The sequence below is a fragment of the Psychroserpens mesophilus genome (genome assembly GCF_000826645.1).
Lineage (GTDB): Bacteria > Bacteroidota > Bacteroidia > Flavobacteriales > Flavobacteriaceae > Psychroserpens > Psychroserpens mesophilus.
Genome location: NZ_JXJP01000003.1, coordinates 420,524 through 440,795, shown reverse-complemented (window position 1 = coordinate 440,795; position 20,272 = coordinate 420,524). Strand labels below are relative to the sequence as shown.

Here is a 20,272-nt window from a genome sequence, read left to right as displayed (position 1 = left end):
AATGAAAAAGCAAATCATAATTGCTTTAGCACTTCTAGTAAGTACTTTTTCCTTCTCTCAGAAAGATGAACTGAAAGCTGCTGAAAAAGCAATTAAAAACAAAAATTTCGCAGATGCAAAAGCTGCAATTCAATCTGCTGAAGCACTCATCGGCTCAGCGGATGATAAGACAAAGGCTAAATTCTATTTTTTAAAAGGAGAAGCACTCTATGCTAATGGAGCTGGTTCTAATGAAGATACAGATAAAGCTATTAAAAGTTTCAATATGGTAAAAGATATTGAAGCCAAGTCTGGTAAAATAAAATACTCTTCCAATGTTGAAGACATGAAAAAAACCATGTTAGGTAATTTTCTAACAAAAGCAAATACAGCTTTACAGGAAAAGCGTTACATGCAGTCTTCTGATGGTTTTAATAAAGCGTATCGCATGTCTCCAAAAGACACCTTATATCTTTACTACGCTGCGTCAACTGCAGTTACAGGTCAAGATTATGATACTTCTTTAAAGCTTTATGAAGAATTAAGAGATTTAGGTTATACAGGTATTGAGATGGAATATTCAGCAACTAATAAAGAAACTGGAGAACCTGAAAATTTTGATAATAAATCTCTGAGAGATTTTGCAGTTAGAGGCGGAACGCATATTGTTCCTAAAGAAAAGAAAACAGAGTCAAGATCTGGTGAAATCATAAAGAACATAGCTCTGATTTATATCAGTAAAGGAGAGGATGAAAAAGCGATTAAGGCAATTAAAGAAGCTAGATCTGAAAATCCGGATGATGCATCATTAATTATTTCAGAAGCTAATATTGAATTGAAATTGGGTAATAATGAAAAATTTAAGAGCTTAATGGAAGAAGCAACCTTAAAGGACCCAAATAATGCATCACTTCGTTATAATATAGGTGTGATGACGATGAAAGAAGGTGATTATGAAGAAGCTAGAAAAGCTTTTAAGAAGGCTTTAGAATTAGATCCTTCTATGAAAGATGCAGCGCTTAATATTTCTACTACTTACATTGAAGAAGGAAATAAATTAGTAGAAGAGATGAACAATCTAGGTACGTCTAACGCTGATTTTCAAAGGTATGATGAATTAAAAGAACAGAAAGTTAATTTGTTTCGAGAAGGAGCTAACATATTAATTAAGTTTTTAGATGGTAATCCAAGTGGGAGTAATGATATTTACCAACAATTGAATAACATTTATCTAGCTATTGGAGAAGTCGATAAAGCTAAAATGTACAAATCAAAGATCAAAGAATAGATATATATATCTATTGTAATAAAAAAAAAGCCACTCATTTCGAGTGGCTTTTTTTTATATTATTTTCTTGATAACTCTGAGTTTATGCGTATGACTGTTTTTGTCAACATTATATATACCAGAATGATCTAATCTGTCAATTCGTACTTTTCCGTGAGCATGAATAATATAATTATTTTCCATAATGATACCAACATGAGTAATTTGCCCTTCACTATTATCAAAAAACGCTAAATCTCCAGGTTCACTTTCTTCAATAAAACTTAAGGCTAGTCCTTGATTAGCTTGTTGAGAAGCATCACGCAGAAGATGATAACCATTTAATTTATACACCATTTGAGTAAAACCAGAACAATCAATACCAAATGGCGTTTTTCCTCCCCAGAGATAAGGTGCATTTAAATAGGTGAATGCTGTTTTTATAAGATTTTCTTTAGGTTGTTTTGTAGATATAGAACTGCCTTCAAAAGTATGCTTTAATAAACTTAAACCATTCAGTGATGCACCAAATGGGATGGTTGTTAATTGCTTATTTTCGTCTTCTACATATTCAATTAAATCATTAGAAAGTATATGAGCTTCACTTTGTATGGAAATATAGGACTCTTCAGTTATTTCTAAGTACTGCTTATTGTCAATCCAACCTTCATAGTTATCATAAGCTAAACGAATTCGACTCCAAGATTTACGTGGTTCCAAAACTTTAAAAATTTCACCATAAAGCACCTGAGAGACTAACTCACAAGTGTCACTAGGTTCAACTCTAAGTGGAACAATACTCAGATGACAAATTCCGTATTGCATCAATATAGGTTAATTGCGTTCTAATACTACAGCAGAAGCACCACCACCACCATTACAAATAGCAGCAGCTCCAATTTTAGCATTGTTTTGCTCAAGAACATTAAGTAAGGTAATCAAAATTCTAACACCAGAACAACCTAATGGATGACCTAAAGAAACGGCACCGCCATTAACATTTACATTACTGTCATTAAGTCCGAGAATTTTCATATTAGCCAAGCCAACAACAGAAAATGCCTCATTAAATTCAAAATAGTCGACATCATCAATCGAGATTCCAGCTTTATCTAATGCTAGTGGTAAAGCTTTAGCAGGAGCAGTAGTAAACCATTTGGGCTCTTGAGCAGCATCAGCATAACTTTTTATTGTAGCTAAAGGTTTTAATCCTAATTCTAGAGCTTTTTCTTTACTCATTAATACCATCGCTCCAGCACCATCATTAATGGTTGATGCATTAGCAGCAGTTACAGTTCCTTCTTTAGTAAAAGCAGGACGTAAAGCCGGTATTTTTTCTATTTTGACATTGGTATATTCTTCATCTTTTGATACGACAATAGCATCACCACGACGTTGAGGCACTTCAACAGGAACAACCTCATTATCAAATTTGCCAGCATCCCAAGCAGCTGCTGAACGTTTGTAAGATTGAATAGCAAAAGCATCCTGATCTTCACGGGAGAAATCGTATTCAGTAGCACATGCGTCAGCACAAACTCCCATAGCATTGTTATCGTAAGCATCTACGAGTCCATCTTTTTGCATGCCATCTTCCATAGTGGCAGGACCAAATTTAGTTGCTGTTCTGGCATGGTAGTAATGTGGTATTAAACTCATATTTTCCATACCACCAGCTACAATGATATCAGCATCGCCTAAAGCAATAGATTGTGCCGCTTGCATTACAGCTTTCATTCCAGAAGCACATACTTTATTTATTGTGGTACAAGGAACAGTATCAGGAATACCTGCATAGATGGCTGCTTGTCTTGCTGGAGCTTGACCTGTACCAGCTTGAACAACATTACCCATTAATACTTCTTGAACCATTTCTGGCTTTAAATTAATTTTATCTAAAGCGCCTTTAATAGCGGTTGCTCCAAGTTTAGGCGCTGGAACTGTTGATAATGCACCTAAAAAGCTTCCTATTGGTGTTCTTGCTGCTGAAACAATAACGACTTCTTTACTCATTTCTATTCCGTTTTTGTTAATTGATGCAAAATTAATCATTTTTAATAGATTTTTTGCTATCAATTTGAGAACATCAAAAGTTTAATCTATTATATTTTATTACTTTTGAATGAATACAAATACACCTTAACTTAAAGGTATAAGTAACTCCTTAATACACAAGATGGAAGATTTCATTAATAAATGGTACAAAAACCATTCACTTTTATATAAAGTCCTTTTGTTTTTGAGTACCACTTTTTTAATTGTGTATTTATTTCCAAAAAGTGGAAAATTTAAATATGATTTCGATAAAGGAAAGCCATGGCAATCTGAAAATTTGTATGCGCCTTTTGATTTTGCAATAAAAAAATCATTTGATGAGATCCAAAAGGAAGAACAAGACATTAAAGCAGTAAGTCCAATATACTTTGATATTAATACAAATGTAAAGTCGGAAGTTTTTAAATTGTATAATGAGAAATTTGATGATATATTTCTGGATACAATTCCCCAAAAAAGAATGCTTAAGGATGTTGGGAAATCTGCAATAGATAATTTATACCGTTTTGGTGTTCTTGATGAGAATTATAAATATCCAGATGATAAGAGCATTATTCTGGTTGAAGACCAAAAACAAGTAGCAGACATTAATTACGGACAATTAACTAAAATAGATGAATTTAGAACAATCATTGAAGACGCTTTAGTTTACAATGATTTATTAAAGTATGAACCTGCATTTATCTCTTTGTTTTTTGACATTATTTCACCTAATATTTCTCTTAATTCATCACTTACTGAAAATGCACTTCAAGAAGAATTAAACAGCATTTCAACGGTTAGAGGTAGTATCGAAAAAGAAACCTTAATCATTTCCAAAGGGGAAATTGTTGAAGGAAATAAATATGATATTTTAAAATCTTTAGAATCAGAATATGAGTCTCAGGTTTGGAATTCTTCCAACTATAATTTAGTTGTATTTGCTTACGCCTTGCTCGTCGCTTTAGCTCTTTTAATGCTGTTGCTTTTCTTACGAAAGTATCGAATTGAAGTGTTTTTAGACAATACTAAAGTCACTTTTATATTTTTCAATATTTTATTGATGATTCTTTTAACCACTTTAATTATCAATTACAATTCTAAGCAGGTATATGTTATTCCACTATGTATTTTACCATTAGTGTTAAAGGCCTTTTTTGATGCACGACTAGGATTATTTGCGCATGTACTTACTGTCTTATTGTTGGGATTTATTGTCCCTAATAGTTATGAGTATATGTTTCTTCAAATTATTGCAGGTATTGTAACTATTCTTACGGTTTCAGAGTTATATAAACGTGCCAATTTATTTATTTCGGTTGGACAAATAACATTAATTTACATCATTGCATATTTTGCTTTTTTTGTCATTCATGAAGGAAATATAACGAGTTTGAAACTGGAAACTTTTGGTCTATTTATTTTATGCGGATTAGCAACCTTATTTGTTCAGCCTCTTATCTATATTTATGAAAAATTATTTGGTCTGGTCTCAGACGTTTCCCTTCTTGAATTATCAGACACAAATACAAAACTTTTAAAAGAATTATCAAATAAAGCACCAGGCACATTTCATCATTCATTAAATGTGGCTAACTTGGCGGAAGCTTCAGCAAATGAAATAGGCGCAAATGCCATGTTAGTTAGGGTAGGAGCTTTATATCATGATATTGGTAAAATGAAAGCACCTACTTATTTTACCGAAAATCAAGCCACAGGAATAAATCCACATGACGAACTATCATCTCGAGAAAGTGCAAAGATTATTATTGATCATGTAATAGACGGAATAGAAATAGCCAAGAAAAATAATTTGCCAGATCGCGTCATAGATTTTATAAGAACCCATCATGGAACGAGTATGGTTTATTATTTTTATATGAAAGAGAAAGAGCTCGATGCTACCATTTCTGATACCGACTTTAGATATCCTGGGCCAAAACCATATAGTAAAGAAACAGCTATATTAATGATGTGTGACAGTGTAGAAGCTGCTTCTAAAAGTTTGAAAGATCCATCCTCAACAAAAATTGATAAGTTTGTGGAGTCTATAATTAGCAAACAAATGGATGACGGACAATTTTTGAACGCAAATATTACATTTAAAGAGATACAATTAATAAAGAAAGTCCTTAAAAATAAACTCGCTAACATATTCCATCTCAGGATAGAATACCCAGAATAGAAAAACTACAAGAAAAAGTTTTAAAAATAGTTGCGTTCTTGGTAATGAAAAGTTACATTTGCAACCGATTTTAAAGTACGTTCTTTATAAAATAGGAGAGTTGCCAGAGTGGTTAATGGAGCAGTTTGCTAAACTGTCGACGGGTAACTGTCGCGCGGGTTCGAATCCCGCACTCTCCGCTTATATAATAATAGATAACCATTTCGGAGTGTAGCGTAGCCCGGTTATCGCGCCGCGTTTGGGACGCGGAGGTCGCAGGTTCGAATCCTGCCACTCCGACTAATTGATAATAATATTCAGTAAATTGAATATTAGAGTTACGGGCTCGTAGCTCAGCTGGATAGAGCACCTCCCTTCTAAGGAGGCGGTCATAGGTTCGAATCCTATCGGGCTCACAAAAAGACTTAACTTAATTGTTAAGTCTTTTTTGTTTTTAGTCGAATTATGAGTGCATTTCATCGATATTTGATCGTTAAATATGTATTTCATCGAATAAAATACACATTTAGACGATAATTTTGTTTGTTATTGAGAAAATTTAACCTACATTTGTTCTATAATTTTCATTAAACCCCAAACCAATGAAAAACCTACTTAAAGCAATTGCTTGCGCAGTTGTTATTTCTACGTGTTATAATTGTTCTGTAGAATCAGCAGCAGAACCAATGCAAGAAGATTCAATAGTTTCTCAAGAAGAAATAATTGATTTTGAAATGCTTGAAGAACTTTGTTCTAACCAAGATCCTCAAGCAGTACTAACTAACAACAGTTTATTGTCAGTAGATTTTGAAGTATTCGATCAGTTCGGTCTTCTTATGACGCATGCCTACGGTGTGCCAGCTGGAGGTGTATCACCTACGTTAACATTTCCAGATGGTGTTACAACATTTATCGTTAGCACTTCTGCTTCTGAAAAGGAAGTTAAGATTGATATGGATAACTGTATGATATACGATGTTGTTATTAATGAGAATAACAATTTAAATACTGATGTACCTACACAACTTTAGTACATTTTAAAACAATTTTTTCGTTTGTAAGATTTGTAGTAAAGAAGAGGTAAGTATGACCTCCTTCTTTAATATTGAGTTTTTTGCGAATGGATTGGACGGTTTCAGGAAAGTTCCGGGATGTAATATTAGCTTTTGTAGTCAATTCTTTTTTTAAACGTTTTCTGTGATAGGGTAATTCATTATCTATTCTAAAACGTCTCCCTGGAAAATTTATAAGTTGATCAGATGTGTAAAGATGGCTGTTATTATGTAGTTTAGAAACACCTAGTTTTGACGCAACCAGTTTAAAGGCACCAGACTTATATATGGCTACATTTGGTTCGTATAAATATGTAAGTGGCTTGCTATAAGACGGTTCTGCATGTTGCTCATCATCTAAAAAAAAATCGAATAGCTCTTTGTTGTCATTCGTAATGTTAACTGTGCATATTTTGATAGCATCTGAATACCCTTTTTTTAGAATCCATAATAATTCTTTGACTTCATTTTTTACTGAAACAATATGCAGGGTTGCAACATTCTTTAATTCTTTTAGTCCGATGGATAAATCTAACAAAGGCGATGTTTTAACCATAATTTGATCTGTTTTTGTAAAGAGCATATCCAAATGTTCAGGGACATTGGGTAAACAATCTTCTAAGAAAAACACTTTTCCTTTTTGATCGTGTCGTCTTGAAGGATCAATATAAATCCAATCAAAATAATCAATGCTCTTTTTTAAAAAAGCAATGCCGTCTTCTGGCACAAAATCAATACTTTTTGCTTTTAATAACTGTGCATTGTGCGCTACAATTGCTGAAAGCTCTTTGTTGATTTCGCAATAAATTACTTTAGAGAATTGCTTTGAAAAATAGTAACAATCAATCCCAAATCCGCCAGTAATATCAATAATTGTATTTCCTGAAATCAATTCAGCTTTGTGTTTTGCAGTAGTTTCTGAAGACGTTTGCTCGATATTTAGCTTATTCGGAAAATATATGCCTTCAGTTTGAAACCATGTGGGTAATTTATGTTTACTTTTCTGTTTAGCTTCAATTTGTTCAACAATAGCTTTCATGCTTACACCTCGAATCTGTTGTCCTTTCAATAAAAGTATAGTAAGATCGTCATTAAGATGCGAATTAATAAACGTTTGAACCTCATTATGTAAAATATGTTGATTCAAAAGTATTAGAGATCTTTAGTGAGTTTTTTGACTAATCTATTTTCTGAAAGAAATTCCTTGAGTATTACTTTTATAGCTGTGTACGAAGGTACAGCGACTATCATTCCTATGATTCCGAATAATAAACCAGCAATGATAATTACTAAAAATATTTCGAGAGGATGAGACTTTACGCTTTTGGAAAATATAAAAGGCTGGCTAAAGAAATTATCTACTAATTGGGCCATGATAAATCCAATCATTACGTAGGTTGTTTTGGGTAAAATTACATCACTAAAACTTTCACCCAGATTGCTGGACATGGTTAATACAACCATTAAAACACCACTAACCAATGGCCCAACATAAGGTACAAGGTTTATTAGTGCACATAAAAAGGCTATGACTATGGCGTTTTCTATTCCAAAAATTAAAAGGACTATGGTATAAATAATAAATAGAATTAAAATTTGAAAAATCAAACCAACAAAGTATCTGGATAGTAAATCTTTTATTTTTTCAGAAGACTTTTTCCATCTAGATTCTTTAGATTCTGGTATGAATGTGATAATTCCGGTTTCAAAAAGTCTGCTATCTTTTAGGAAGAAAAATGAAATAAATAATACAGAAAACAGACCAATTATAGATTCTCCAAGACCACCAATAAAGGTGTTTAAAAAATTAGGAATGATTGAATAGTCTAGTTTAGAAAGCATTCCAGACTCTTTTATAGATTGTTCAACATCTACCTTACTAAGGTCAAAATAAGTAATGATTTCAGAATATAGATTTTCGGCGTTATTTTGAAGTTGGTCAATATCTAAAAGTGATAGATTTTGACCTTGTTCAACTATTAGAGGTATAAACATTCTAATGAGTCCTAAAAATAAGGCAATAAAAAACACCATTGTAACAATAACAGCTAACGTGTTATTAAATTTTAATTTATGTCTCAAAAATAGGATTATAGGTCTTCCAATAAGTGAAATTACAGCTGCAATGGCTATATATACAATTACAGATTGAATTTTATATAAAAAGAGAAGAACCAAGCTAATGCCAATTAACACAGCAAAAGCTCTTAATATTCCGTTAGCGATGATTTTTGAATTCATAATCTAAAGATATAAAAACTGTTATAAGAATTGATTGCTTATTTCATATAAAGCTACAGTGGTTGCCTGAACGACATTCATACTACTATTTTGACCATACATTTCAACATGAATTACGTTGTCACACAAGTGAAGTATAGTTTCAGAAACACCAAAATTCTCATCACCAATAATAAGAGCAATAGGTTGCTTTGTTGAAAATTTAAAGGTGTGAATCGGCTTACTCTTATTGGTGATTTCAAGCGCAATGATTTGATAACCTTCTGTTTTTAGCTGACTGACTTCATCAAGAATATTCTCTGATATTTTATAATTTACCGACTTCTCAGTAGCTCTTGAGGTTTTGGTCATTTTGCGTCCGAGTGGAATGTGCTCACCACATAATATTAATTGTTCGACTCCATAAGCATCGGCAGTTCTAAACAAACTTCCAACGTTTGGAGCATTCGTGACATTTTCACAAACCAAAGTGATTGGAAATGTGCGTTTGGTAAATGATGTAGAGTAGTGGTCGAGTTGCATTTATAAATGAAACGTTTTGCCACAATCATAACTCATATGAATTGGTGGTCCAGCAAAAAAACACGAGACTCTACTGAAAGGAGCTTGATGAAAGTTTGAAAATCCAGTAGAATGAGAATGGTTGTTAATTTCTGGTAGCGATTCAAAAGCAAATACGATTGTAATTAGTACAGCTAAAAATTTTGATATGTAATTGTGTGTTTTCATGCTTAGATTTAATTCTCAAAAGCATATTTGACAATATTGGCTCCCATTTGCAGCGCTTTTTCTCTAACGCTTGGAGGATCATTATGTACTTCAGGATCTTCCCAGCCATCGCCTAGATCGCTTTCAAAAGTAAATAGCAATACCATTCTGCTTTCATGGAATAAGCCAAAAGCCTGAGGTCGTTTCCCATCGTGTTCATGAATTTTCGGTAAACCATCTGCAAATGTATAAGCACTATAAAAAATCTCATGATTGGCAGGTAATTCAACCAGTTCCTGATTCGGAAAGACTTTTTTTAATTCCTTTATAATATAAGGCTGCATACCATAATTGTCATCAATATGCAGAAAGCCACCAGATATCAAATAATTGCGAAGGTTTTCAGCATCTTCATCACTAAAAAAAACATTTCCATGACCAGTCATGTGTAACAAGGGAAACTGATAAATATCGATGCTACCAACATCAACAGTTTCCGGTTTAGGATTCATTTTAGTGTTTATGTTGGCGTTGCAATAATTAATTAAATTAGGAAGCGCTGTTGGATTGCTATACCAATCACCTCCACCTTTATACTTTACTATTGCTAAGTCTTGCGCATGAGAATTAAAGTAAAGAGATGAAACTAGACCAACGAAAATTAATAAAGATTTACAAAATTTTGACATATTCCAAAAATATAAAATAACAACTGGTAATCATTGCTTTTAACGTAAATTAAAGATTTTTTCTGAAGGTCTTTCGACGTCTAAACACGACAGGATTGAAATGCTTCCAGATTTTCTGAATAGCTTCGTTATCTTCGAGCTCAGGTGTTCTGTAGCAGGTCTGAATACCTTTTTTAGTAAAAATGTCGTAGTACTCGTTAAATATTACGGCATGAACACCTTTGTTTTGATATTCTGGATGTATGCCTATCAGGTAAAAAATAACATCTTTACTGTTCTTTTTAGCTTTTAAAATATGTGTAAAGCCAAATGGGAATAATTTTCCATTTGCCTTTTGTAGTGCTTCTGCAAATGCAGGCATTACAATTGCAAAACCAATTAAATCATCATTTTTATCCACTACAAATTTGATGTATTCAGGATTTACAAAACTTATAAATTTCTTTTTAAAATACGCTTTTTGAATGTCTGTAATTTTCACAAATGAAGAAAGTGAAGCATAACTTGTATTAAACAAATCAAACATCTTATCTACATAAGGCATTACTTCTTCTGTTTTCGAAAATTTTAACGCTTTTAAATTGTAGCGACGTTTAATTAACTCTTGTGCTTTTGCGAATGTTTCCGGATTGACATTGGAAAATGGAAATTTACTTTCTATATAACCTTTTTCAATGTGATAGCCTAAGGCTTCGTAATGCTTAACATAATAGGCATGATTGTACCAGGTGACCATAGGTGCTATTGTATCAAATCCTTCAGTAATGACGCCTACTTTGTCTAAGTTTGAAAATCCTACAGGTCCTTCTGTGTAATCTAGTTTATGAGCTTTTCCAATAGTTTCAACTTCTTCTAGCAATGCTTTTGATACCTCTAAATCATCAATAAAATCAAACCAGCCAAACCGCATTTTTCTTTGGTTTTGTCCATCAACTTCTAACCAGTTAATTATAGCTACAACACGTCCAACAATTTCATTGTTTTTGTAGGCCAAAAAAAAGCGAGCCTCGGCATCTTGAAAGATTGGGTTTTTCTTTTTATCAAAGGTTTGTAATTCCTGACTAATAATAGGAGGTACCCAATATTTAGAATCTTTGTAGAGTTTAAAAGGAAACTTTACAAATAGCTTCAGGTCTTTTTTAGATTGAATTTCTTTAACTGTAATCATATAGTTTCAATCTTAAATACTTCCATCATCGTCAAAGTCAACATCATCTTTTTTCTTCTTTTTTTTCTTTTTCTTTTTAGGCTTTCGATTGTCTGCATCCTCTTTAGAATTTCCATTATCCATTTCTTTGTCTTTGTGAAAGTCAAGTCGGTAGGAGATGCCTAAATTCACACTAAAAACTGAAGGTGTATCTTTTGTGTTTAAAGTTAATGCTGTATCAAGTTGAAAGTCCTTACTCCATAAATACGCACCACCAAAACGAAATAAATTATCGGCATAATATTCACTATCGATGCCTTGAGTTTCAGCAAAAATAACCCATTGAGGATTGAAAGAGTGTGTTAAAGTTAGAATGTATTGAAATTCAGAAAAGTCAGTTCCAATTCTATCTTTTATTAGGTTCATTACAAATACCCAACCACCCGAGAAATTATTTTGAGTAGCGATCATGACTTTAGGACTGAAACCTTCTATGCCTGGTGGTAAGTATGAATTCATCTTGGTGTCAAAATTTGCTCCAGCATACACAGCAACTGCAGGAATTAAAGAGCTCCATTTAAATGATCTGTTGGCATGGTAACTGTATAAATTAGGTTTTTCATCTTCTGCATTTTTATAAGGATCATATACGAGATATTTTGCTCCAATTGCAAAATTCTTAAAATTTGAACGCTTACGTTCTTCAACTAAAAAACCTCTATTGTCCGTCCAAGTATCATTTTGATAAATTCCTTCAATATTGATTTCTAATTCCTCAAAAAGTAATCCGTAACGCGCAGCAAAATCTACTCCAAAACCAGACACATCATACTTTAAAGGTGTATGTTCCTCTTTGATAATGTAAGGACCAACTTCAATCTGGGCAACGTTAGTTCCAACAGAAAAAGCACTTCTAGATACTCCTGGTCTGTTAGAATTAATAACTTCGGTATATTGTGCAAAAACAGAATGAGAAACGAAAACTAGGAGTAAGGTAAAGTATACTTTGATGAAATTCATAGGCTTTTGATTTAATTCAAATATAGAGATTTTATATTTTTTTTAAGTATTTAAAACTGTTTTTAAATGCTTATAATTGTATTTTTGTTGAAATATCTATTTATGTTACAAACAGCATCATTCGTGGGTTTTTTTAGAACTATTTTAATCATTCTATTGGTATATTATGGGATTAAAATTTTGTCACGCCTTTTAGCACCATATTTCTTAAGGTATATGTCTAAAAAAATGCAAGAAAAATTTGGAGGTCAGTTTCAACAACAACAGCATCAGAATACCAAACATAAAGAAGGAGAAACAGTTATTGATAAAGTTCCACAGCAACACAAAACTTCAGATAAAAGTGTTGGTGAATATGTAGATTACGAAGAAATTGAGTAAATTTCGGGTTCATTGATAATTCTATTCCATGCCATTATCTTTCAAAAAAAATCTGCCACACCTTTTAGTTCTAATTGGTTTTGTGGTTATTTCTTTAGCATATTTTAGTCCTGTTTTACAAGGCAAACAAATCTTTCAAAGTGATATCATGCATTACACTGGTATGGCGCAACAACAGAAAGATTTTAATTCACAAACGGGTCAGGAAACTTATTGGACCAACAGCGCTTTTGGAGGCATGCCTACCTATCAATTGGGTGCAAAATACCCACACAATTACATTAAAAAATTAGACCTAACTCTTCGGTTTTTACCTAGACCAGCAGATTATCTATTCATCTATTTTTTAAGTTTTTACATATTATTACTTGTATTAAAAGTTGATTACAAATTAGCTGCATTGGGAGCCTTGGCATTTGGGTTTTCTACGTATCTCATAATCATCCTTGGAGTTGGTCATAATAGTAAGGCTCATGCTATAGCATATATGCCTTTAGTGTTAAGTGGTATCATACTAACATTCCGTAAAAAATATATATTTGGATTTCTATTAACGACCGTTGCTTTAGGACTTGAAATTTGTGCCAACCACTTTCAGATGACTTATTATTTAATGCTATTAGTCATTGTTTTAGGTATCGCGTATCTTATTGATGCCTATAAGAAAAAGCTACTACCACATTTTTTCAGATCGTTAGGAATACTGGTTGTTGCAGCAATTCTCTCAGTAGCCTTAAATGCCACTAATGTGTTAGCAACTCAAGAGTACGTTAAAGAAAGTACACGTGGTAAGAGTGAATTAACTATCAATCCAGATGGTTCTCCACGAGAAATTACTTCAGGTTTGAGTAGAGATTATATTACCGAATACAGCTACGGAATTTTAGAAACGTTTAACTTGTATATTCCTAGATTCCTAGGAGGTGGAAGTGGAGAAGATGTTGGCAAAGATTCGGAAATGTATAAATTTTTCACCGGAATTGGTGCTAGTCCTATTGAAGCATTAAACGAAACAAAAAACACACCTACATATTGGGGAAATCAAACTATTGTTGAAGCTCCAGCTTATGTTGGCGCAGTTGTATTATTTTTATTTGTATTTGCACTTTTTTTAGTTAAAGGTCGATTGAAATGGTGGCTGGTAGGAGGAAGTTTAGTATCCCTAATTTTATCTTATGGCGATAGCGAGCCATTTGCCTTTATTACTAATTTCTTCATTGATTATGTGCCATTATACAACAAGTTCAGAGCTGTAAGTTCTATTCAGGTCATATTAGAATTATGTATACCAGTCCTGGCTATTTTCGGATTATCACGATTGTTTAATCAATTTGAAAAGGACGAAGACAAATTGAGAGCTTTAAAGTATTCGGCCATAATAACTGGTGGTATTGCTCTAATATTCTTATTGTTTAAATCGTCGCTTGGTTTTATGGGTGTTGATTTTGTTGGTGGAAATGATGGGTATTACAGACAGGCTTACGGACAATTTGGTGAAGCGTTTGTTGAAGCATTACGAGAGGACCGAAAATCCTTTTTTGCTCAAGACACCTTAAGAACACTTGTTTTAGTACTATTATCTGCCGGAACAATTTTTATGTTTTTAAGAAAAAAACTTTCTGAAACTTTAGTGATTGTTGTGTTTGCTGCTTTGCTTGTATTTGATTTGGTAGGAGTTGACAGACGTTATGTAAACAGCGATAATTTTGTTTCAGCTCTCAAAGTTAAAAAGCCATATCAGGCAAATGCCGCAGATAAGGAAATTTTGAAAGACAAAGGTCATTTTAGAGTTTTAGATTTCTCTTCGGAAGGCAGTAGAGCTCCAGCAAGAGCAGCGTATTTTCATAATTCATTGAATGGTTATCATGCTGCAAAACTAAAACGTTTTGATGAATTGTACGATTTTCATATTGCCAGAAATAATATGAATGTACTAAATATGCTTAATACAAAATACATCATTGCAGAAGAAGAAGGTCAGGTGTTTCCTTATACCAATGAAGACGCAAATGGAAATGCGTGGTTTATCAATGATTTAGAAAATGTTGGCTCTGCTAATGCAGAAATAAAAGCTCTGGATAGTTTAAATACAGCTGTTAAAGCAGTTACAACATCTGAATTATTGAGCACAAAACAATATATAGTTGATTCCACTGCAACTATCAAATTAACAGAATACAAGCCGAATTATCTAAAATATAACACTTCAAACCCAAATGAAGGTTTTGCTGTATTTTCAGAAATGTTCTACGATCAAGGCTGGCAAGCTTATTTAGATGGACAGGAAGTATCTCATCAACGTGTAAATTATGTTTTAAGAGGAATGGTAATTCCGTCTGGAGAACACACCATCGAATTTAAATTTGAACCACAAGTTGTAAAAACTGGAAGCAGTATAGCATTAGCAAGTTCCATCTTATTCGGAATATTAGTACTTGGTGGATTTTTTGTTGCGTTTAAAAAAAGAACCAATGAAAGTGCATAAAAAAGCACTCATCATCACGTATTACTGGCCACCAGCAGGAGGACCTGGAGTACAACGTTGGTTAAAATTTGCAAAGTATCTTCCAGAATTTGGTATCGTACCTATTGTTTATTGCCCGGAAAATCCGAGTTACCCAATTATTGATAATAGCTTGGAGAATGAGGTTTCAGAAGGAATTACCGTTTTAAAACAGCCTATCAAAGAACCTTACGCTTTGGCTAATTTGTTATCTAAAAAGAGTTCAAAGCAAATTAGTTCTGGTGTTATACCAAAGCAGAAAAAGCAGACGTTTATTCAAAAATTAATGCTTTATATTCGTGGTAATTTTTTCATTCCTGATGCACGTAAAAACTGGGTGAAACCTTCAGTATCATTTCTTTCAGAATACATCTCAAAACATAAAATTGATACAATAATTACCACTGGTCCACCACATAGTTTGCATCTTATCGGACTTCAGTTAAAAGAAAAACACAATATAAGTTGGTTGGCTGATTTTAGAGATCCTTGGACGACCATTGGCTATCACAAGCAGTTAAAATTGACAAAATCCTCTTCTGAGAAACATAAAAATTTAGAATCAAAAGTTTTACAAACAGCTGATCACATTATAGTGACTAGCGCGAATACAAAAAAAGAGTTTGTATTAAAAACCAAGCAACCGATAACTGTAATAACAAACGGTTATGATTCTCATCAAATTGAGCGACCAGAGAAAGATTCAAAATTTACGATAGCACATATTGGTTCGTTGTTGTCTGAACGTAATCCAAAGATGTTATGGGAAGCAATGAGCGAGTTGGTAAACGAAAATCGAACGTTTTCAGAAGCATTTCAATTACATTTCATAGGACTTGTGAGCGATGAAGTTTTACAGACGATTCAGCAGTACGGATTAAGTAATCATGTTCAAAGGTTAGGTTATGTGTCACATGATGAAGCAATAATGGCACAAATGAGCTCCAGAATATTGTTATTGGTTGAAATCGATTCCGAAGATACCAAAGTTATTATTCCAGGAAAATTGTTTGAGTACATGGCTTCAGATACGCCAATTCTGGCTGTTGGTCCGAAAGATTCAGATGTTGAGACGATTTTAAAGACCACGAATACAGGTCAGTACTTTTACTATAATCAAAAGCAAGCTATTAAATCTCAGATTTTGTCGTATTTTGAAGCTTATAATACCAATTCATTATCAGTAAATGCTATTGGTTTGCAGCAATACAGTAGAAAGGCATTAACAAAAACGCTTTCAGATGTACTTAAAGATTCGCTTTAAAATTTTAGAATTTTAATATATGGGAATAGTCATTAACCAGTCGTTTAAAAACACAATTACCACATATCTTGGTTTCGGACTTGGTGCTATTAATACCTTATTCCTTTATACCGAATTTATGAGTGATACCTATTATGGTCTGGTCGCTTATATTTTATCTACAGCTAACATTATGATGCCTTTGATGGCTTTTGGTGTTCAAAACACACTCATTAAATTTTATTCTACATTTAAAACCAAGAATTCACTCAACAGCTTTATGACCTTAATGTTATTTCTGCCTTTGGCTTTAACAATTCCTATAGGAATTATTGGCTATATCAGTTACGACTCTATTGCAAACTGGTTATCTCAAAAAAATGATATTGTTGGTGATTACCTCTGGTATATTTTTATTACAGCATTGGCAATGGCTTATTTTGAAGTCTTTTTCGCTTGGGTAAAAGTGCAAATGAAAACTGTGTTTGGCAATTTTATGAAAGAAGTGTTTCATAGAGTAGGTGTAATGATTTTGTTGTTTGCTTTGTATTTGGAATGGATTACTGTTGAGCAATTTCTAATTGGATTAGTTGGTGTGTACGTGTTAAGAATGTTGGCCATGTTAGTTAATGCGTTTTATATCAGGCTTCCAGTATTCAGGTTTTATAAAATTGATAAACTTAGTTCTATTTTAAAGTATTCCAGTCTGATAATTATTGCAGGCTCGATTGCAACTATGATTTTAGATATCGATAAATTTATGTTGAATAATTATATCGAAATCGAAAAAGTCGCCTATTACAGTGTGGCTGTTTTTATTGCAACTGTAATTGCAGTTCCGCAACGTGCCATGCATCAAATTATGATGCCTCTGACAGCCAAATTTATCAACGACAATAATAGAGAAGAATTGAAGGATTTATATGAACGTAGCTCGCTTACCTTGTATATTATCAGTGGCTTTATTTTTTTACTGATTGTATTGAATGTAAACGAATTATATCATATTATTCCAGAAGAATTTTCAGGTGGAATATCCGTAGTTTTTTTGATAAGTATCGCTAAACTCTATGACAATCTCTTAGGAAATAACAATGCTATTTTATTCAATAGCGATTATTATAGAATGGTTTTGGTTTTTGGAGTTATACTGGCTATAAGTGCCATAGTGCTCAATATGATCTTAATTCCTTTATATGGCATAAATGGTTCGGCTGTTGCAACTTTAATTGCAGTTGCGGTTTATAACACTATTAAAGTGATATTTGTTAAATTGAAATATGGTATGCAGCCTTTTACCATTCAGACGTTAAAAATTTCAGGATTACTTATACTTTGTGTTTTAGTCTTTTATTTTTGGGAATTTCCTTTTAACCCTTACATTAATATAACTCTAAAATCTATGGCTATTGGCATTGTATATGCATATTTAATTTATAAACTTAAAGTTTCAGAAGATATTTCAGATATGTTCAACACTTACTTAAGGCTGAATAGGTAAAGAATTTCATTTAATGCTATAAATGGGAAAATCCCACAAGGTGCTTTGAGGCATACTCTTATGGGAAGTTCCACTAACCAACCAAAAATTTATAATCTTTCGAACTTATCTTGTTCTTTTAGTTCTTGAACCCGAACGGTTTTGCGTTGTTCTTGAACTTGCTGTTGTAGCTCTAGAATTAGATCTACCACTAGTTTGAGTTACAGCTCTTGTTGTTCTTGTACTTCGCTTGTTACTAGATATACGAGAATTAGAGGTTTTTGGTTTTCTAATGGTCGTATTTTTTTTAACCGTTCTAGTATTTGTTCTATTGTTAGACACAGAATTAGTGCTTCTGGTCACATTTTGTCTTGTATTTGTAGTATTTCTATCATTAGTTCTTCTAGTTGTCGTAGATAAACTCATATCATTTGCGCTTCTAATACTGTTATTTGATGTAGAAATTCTGCTGTTATTATTGCTTCTCGTATTAGTTGATAAGCTTCTACCATTAGAACGTCTAGTATCATTAGTATTTGATTGGGCACGAGTATTTGTTCCTCTGTTAGTTGTGCTTCTAATACTTCTATTGTTACCTCTAGTTGTAGCTTCTTGACGATATCTTGTATTAATACTGTTTCCTCTTCTGCTAGTTGTTGCCACTGTATTACGACGACTATTAACTCTTACAGGTTGTCTGTAGTTATCTCTGTATGGTCTGTAATACGTATGTCTAACAGGTGTATAATATTGTCTGTATGGTCTTGCATATACTACACAATAATTTACTGGAGGAATCACATAATAACTATGCCAAGGTCTATATACATAAGCTCTGTTGTAAATATTTATATAACCTGTATAGTGAGTAAATACGCGATGACTGTTATAATGAACATATAGTCCTCCAACTCTTGCAACGCGACCAAAGTTATTATAATGAATGTTTACATTACCAACTTGGGTAACACGACCATAATAATCATAGAAGATTGGTGTGTTTTCAATTTGAATAATTGCCCCAAAGTCATCGTACTGTACATAAGGATTATAATCATAACCAGAGTTAAAGCTTATCGACACTCCAGGAGCATTGACACCAACACTTACTTCAGGTCCGTAATTTTGCATGTAAAAATCAAACTGGCCATCAGGGAAGATTGAAAACTCAATCCCGTTTTCTACAAAAATGAAAGAATTGCCATAACCTCTAACAAAATTGTTTGATGTGTTGTTGGTAGCGAAAACTGTTGTTCCTCCGAGGAATAAGACAGTCATAAGTAAAACTAATTTTTTCATAATTGTAAGGGTTTTATTGTTACATGTAATTCTAAACAATTAACGTGCCAAAAAACATGTAAGCTAATTAATATATTGATATTCAAAGTTTTAAATAAAAAAAATCCCAAAGGCTTGGGGAAGCGCTTTGGGATTGTCTAGCTGAACGCTTTCAATTAGCGAATGAGCTATTATTATTTAACTTTTTTGTGTTTTTTCGTTTTTTTTATTGTTCCATCTTTTCTGTAGTAATAAAAATCGTCATCGTACTGATCTATATCATTAATTCCGATAAAATTGTTTCCACCATATACTGAACCAACACCACCATTTAAATTTGCATTATAATGGTTCACAATTCCTGTAAGGTGAATAATTTCTCCCCAACGATTATAGTTAACGTGCAATCCGCCTACTTGTTTGAGTAAACCGTTCCCTCTTTGGTAGCTCATATATACTGAGCCAGCTCTTTTAATTCTTCCTTCTCTGTCGTAGTTAATAAAGATATTTCCAATTCTACGTACTTTACCTTGACTGTCATGTGTAATAAGAACACCTGTTGGTCTTGGGTTAGAATAATGTATCCTGTTAATTGTTCCAGGAGCACCGTAAGTCGTGTTAACTGAACTTCTTCGTGTATTCGATCTGTAATAGACGTGTGATGTATTGTATACAAGTTCAGTATTGAAATCGAAACTTCCATCTGGAAAAATTAAAAATTCTACACCACGCTCAATGAACAAAATAGGTTCGGCAAAACGATAACGCGTATTATTGAAATCTTCCCCATTCGAAACAGCATATCCTGCTGTTGTTGCTGATGCTGATGTTAATCCTAGTAACATCGTTGCAATAAAAAGTAATTGCTTTTTCATAATTATAGGTTTTTAGATTTCACCATGTATTTCCAACTCGTTTGGAAACTTATAGGTGTTTAAGATATGTTTGTAATTATTCAATATGTGTGCCAAAAATACAGTTTATTGATATTCAGCATATTATGCGGTTTTTTTGCTTGATGAACTATTTCATAAGTGCAACTTCAATCAATAACATTTAATTTTTCACTACATTTATATCACTAAC

General features: G+C 32.9%; 18 protein-coding genes and 3 tRNA genes. 10 read left to right on the top strand and 11 right to left on the bottom strand.

What is annotated here, in order from left to right; translation table 11 throughout:
* Window position 1: 1 nt before the first annotated feature.
* Entirely contained in the window at window positions 2–1,267 is a 1,266-nt protein-coding gene (locus TD18_RS05775) for a tetratricopeptide repeat protein (protein ID WP_040249701.1), read from the top strand.
* A 54-nt stretch (window positions 1,268–1,321) separates the two neighbouring features.
* Here TD18_RS05775 and TD18_RS05770 read toward each other — a convergent pair whose 3' ends face one another.
* Window positions 1,322–2,071: a C40 family peptidase gene (locus tag TD18_RS05770; RefSeq protein WP_040249698.1), complete on the bottom strand. Its 750-nt coding sequence runs from the start codon at window positions 2,069–2,071 to the stop codon at window positions 1,322–1,324.
* 9 nt (window positions 2,072–2,080) lie between these two features.
* On the bottom strand, window positions 2,081–3,259 hold the full coding sequence (locus TD18_RS05765; protein WP_040249819.1) for an acetyl-CoA C-acyltransferase: 1,179 nt from the start codon (window positions 3,257–3,259) through the stop codon (window positions 2,081–2,083).
* A 163-nt stretch (window positions 3,260–3,422) separates the two neighbouring features.
* Between TD18_RS05765 and TD18_RS05760 the strand changes: the two genes are divergently transcribed.
* From TD18_RS05760 to TD18_RS05740, 5 genes are all read left to right on the top strand, one after another.
* Window positions 3,423–5,465, top strand: coding sequence for an HD family phosphohydrolase (locus TD18_RS05760; RefSeq protein WP_040249695.1), 2,043 nt, complete (start codon window positions 3,423–3,425; stop codon window positions 5,463–5,465).
* 94 nt (window positions 5,466–5,559) lie between these two features.
* Window positions 5,560–5,644: transfer RNA gene (locus TD18_RS05755), tRNA-Ser, on the top strand.
* A gap of 25 nt (window positions 5,645–5,669) precedes the next feature.
* Window positions 5,670–5,744, top strand: a tRNA-Pro gene (locus TD18_RS05750).
* Between the two features lie 42 nt (window positions 5,745–5,786).
* Window positions 5,787–5,860, top strand: a tRNA-Arg gene (locus TD18_RS05745).
* Between the two features lie 186 nt (window positions 5,861–6,046).
* Window positions 6,047–6,475 (top strand): hypothetical protein, encoded by a 429-nt coding sequence (locus tag TD18_RS05740; RefSeq protein ID WP_040249693.1) that lies wholly within the window; start codon window positions 6,047–6,049, stop codon window positions 6,473–6,475.
* Here the strand turns inward: TD18_RS05740 and TD18_RS05735 are convergent.
* From TD18_RS05735 to TD18_RS05705, 7 genes are read right to left on the bottom strand one after another with little or no spacing between them, the layout of a single operon-like run.
* Window positions 6,462–7,643: a class I SAM-dependent methyltransferase gene (locus TD18_RS05735; protein WP_040249691.1), complete on the bottom strand. Its 1,182-nt coding sequence runs from the start codon at window positions 7,641–7,643 to the stop codon at window positions 6,462–6,464. The two genes, TD18_RS05740 and TD18_RS05735, sit on opposite strands and share 14 nt — an antisense overlap.
* Before the next feature lie 5 nt (window positions 7,644–7,648).
* The gene (locus tag TD18_RS05730) at window positions 7,649–8,737 is read right to left on the bottom strand and encodes an AI-2E family transporter (RefSeq protein WP_040249688.1); all 1,089 of its coding nucleotides are present in this window, start codon (window positions 8,735–8,737) and stop codon (window positions 7,649–7,651) included.
* A gap of 21 nt (window positions 8,738–8,758) precedes the next feature.
* Window positions 8,759–9,259: a TrmH family RNA methyltransferase gene (locus TD18_RS05725; protein WP_040249684.1), complete on the bottom strand. Its 501-nt coding sequence runs from the start codon at window positions 9,257–9,259 to the stop codon at window positions 8,759–8,761.
* On the bottom strand, window positions 9,260–9,466 hold the full coding sequence (locus TD18_RS05720) for a hypothetical protein (RefSeq protein ID WP_040249683.1): 207 nt from the start codon (window positions 9,464–9,466) through the stop codon (window positions 9,260–9,262). It lies immediately after the preceding gene.
* A gap of 8 nt (window positions 9,467–9,474) precedes the next feature.
* A complete protein-coding gene (locus tag TD18_RS05715) occupies window positions 9,475–10,134 on the bottom strand; it encodes a DUF4159 domain-containing protein (RefSeq protein ID WP_040249682.1) in 660 nt (219 codons plus the stop codon).
* A gap of 49 nt (window positions 10,135–10,183) precedes the next feature.
* Window positions 10,184–11,302, bottom strand: coding sequence for a hypothetical protein (locus TD18_RS05710; RefSeq protein WP_040249681.1), 1,119 nt, complete (start codon window positions 11,300–11,302; stop codon window positions 10,184–10,186).
* Window positions 11,303–11,314: 12 nt separating this feature from the next.
* Window positions 11,315–12,301 (bottom strand): transporter, encoded by a 987-nt coding sequence (locus TD18_RS05705; RefSeq protein WP_040249679.1) that lies wholly within the window; start codon window positions 12,299–12,301, stop codon window positions 11,315–11,317.
* A gap of 66 nt (window positions 12,302–12,367) precedes the next feature.
* On the opposite strand from TD18_RS05705, the gene TD18_RS05700 reads away from it, so the two are divergent.
* Genes TD18_RS05700 through TD18_RS05685 form a run of 4 tightly spaced genes read left to right on the top strand, consistent with a single transcriptional unit; the run spans window position 12,368 to window position 17,929 of the window.
* Window positions 12,368–12,682: a DUF4834 family protein gene (locus tag TD18_RS05700; RefSeq protein WP_316931626.1), complete on the top strand. Its 315-nt coding sequence runs from the start codon at window positions 12,368–12,370 to the stop codon at window positions 12,680–12,682.
* Between the two features lie 28 nt (window positions 12,683–12,710).
* Window positions 12,711–15,167, top strand: coding sequence for a YfhO family protein (locus TD18_RS05695; protein WP_040249675.1), 2,457 nt, complete (start codon window positions 12,711–12,713; stop codon window positions 15,165–15,167).
* The gene (locus TD18_RS05690; protein WP_040249673.1) at window positions 15,154–16,449 is read left to right on the top strand and encodes a glycosyltransferase family 4 protein; all 1,296 of its coding nucleotides are present in this window, start codon (window positions 15,154–15,156) and stop codon (window positions 16,447–16,449) included. Before TD18_RS05695 ends, TD18_RS05690 begins: the two co-directional genes overlap by 14 nt.
* Window positions 16,450–16,468: 19 nt before the next feature.
* Entirely contained in the window at window positions 16,469–17,929 is a 1,461-nt protein-coding gene (locus TD18_RS05685) for a polysaccharide biosynthesis C-terminal domain-containing protein (RefSeq protein ID WP_040249672.1), read from the top strand.
* 105 nt (window positions 17,930–18,034) lie between these two features.
* Here the strand turns inward: TD18_RS05685 and TD18_RS05680 are convergent, their stop codons facing one another.
* Together TD18_RS05680 and TD18_RS05675 are read right to left on the bottom strand one after the other, a co-directional pair.
* A complete protein-coding gene (locus tag TD18_RS05680; RefSeq protein ID WP_040249670.1) occupies window positions 18,035–19,207 on the bottom strand; it encodes a hypothetical protein in 1,173 nt (390 codons plus the stop codon).
* A gap of 173 nt (window positions 19,208–19,380) precedes the next feature.
* Window positions 19,381–20,061, bottom strand: a complete 681-nt coding sequence (locus TD18_RS05675) for a hypothetical protein (RefSeq protein WP_040249668.1) — start codon at window positions 20,059–20,061, stop codon at window positions 19,381–19,383.
* Between the last annotated feature and the right edge of the window lie 211 nt (window positions 20,062–20,272).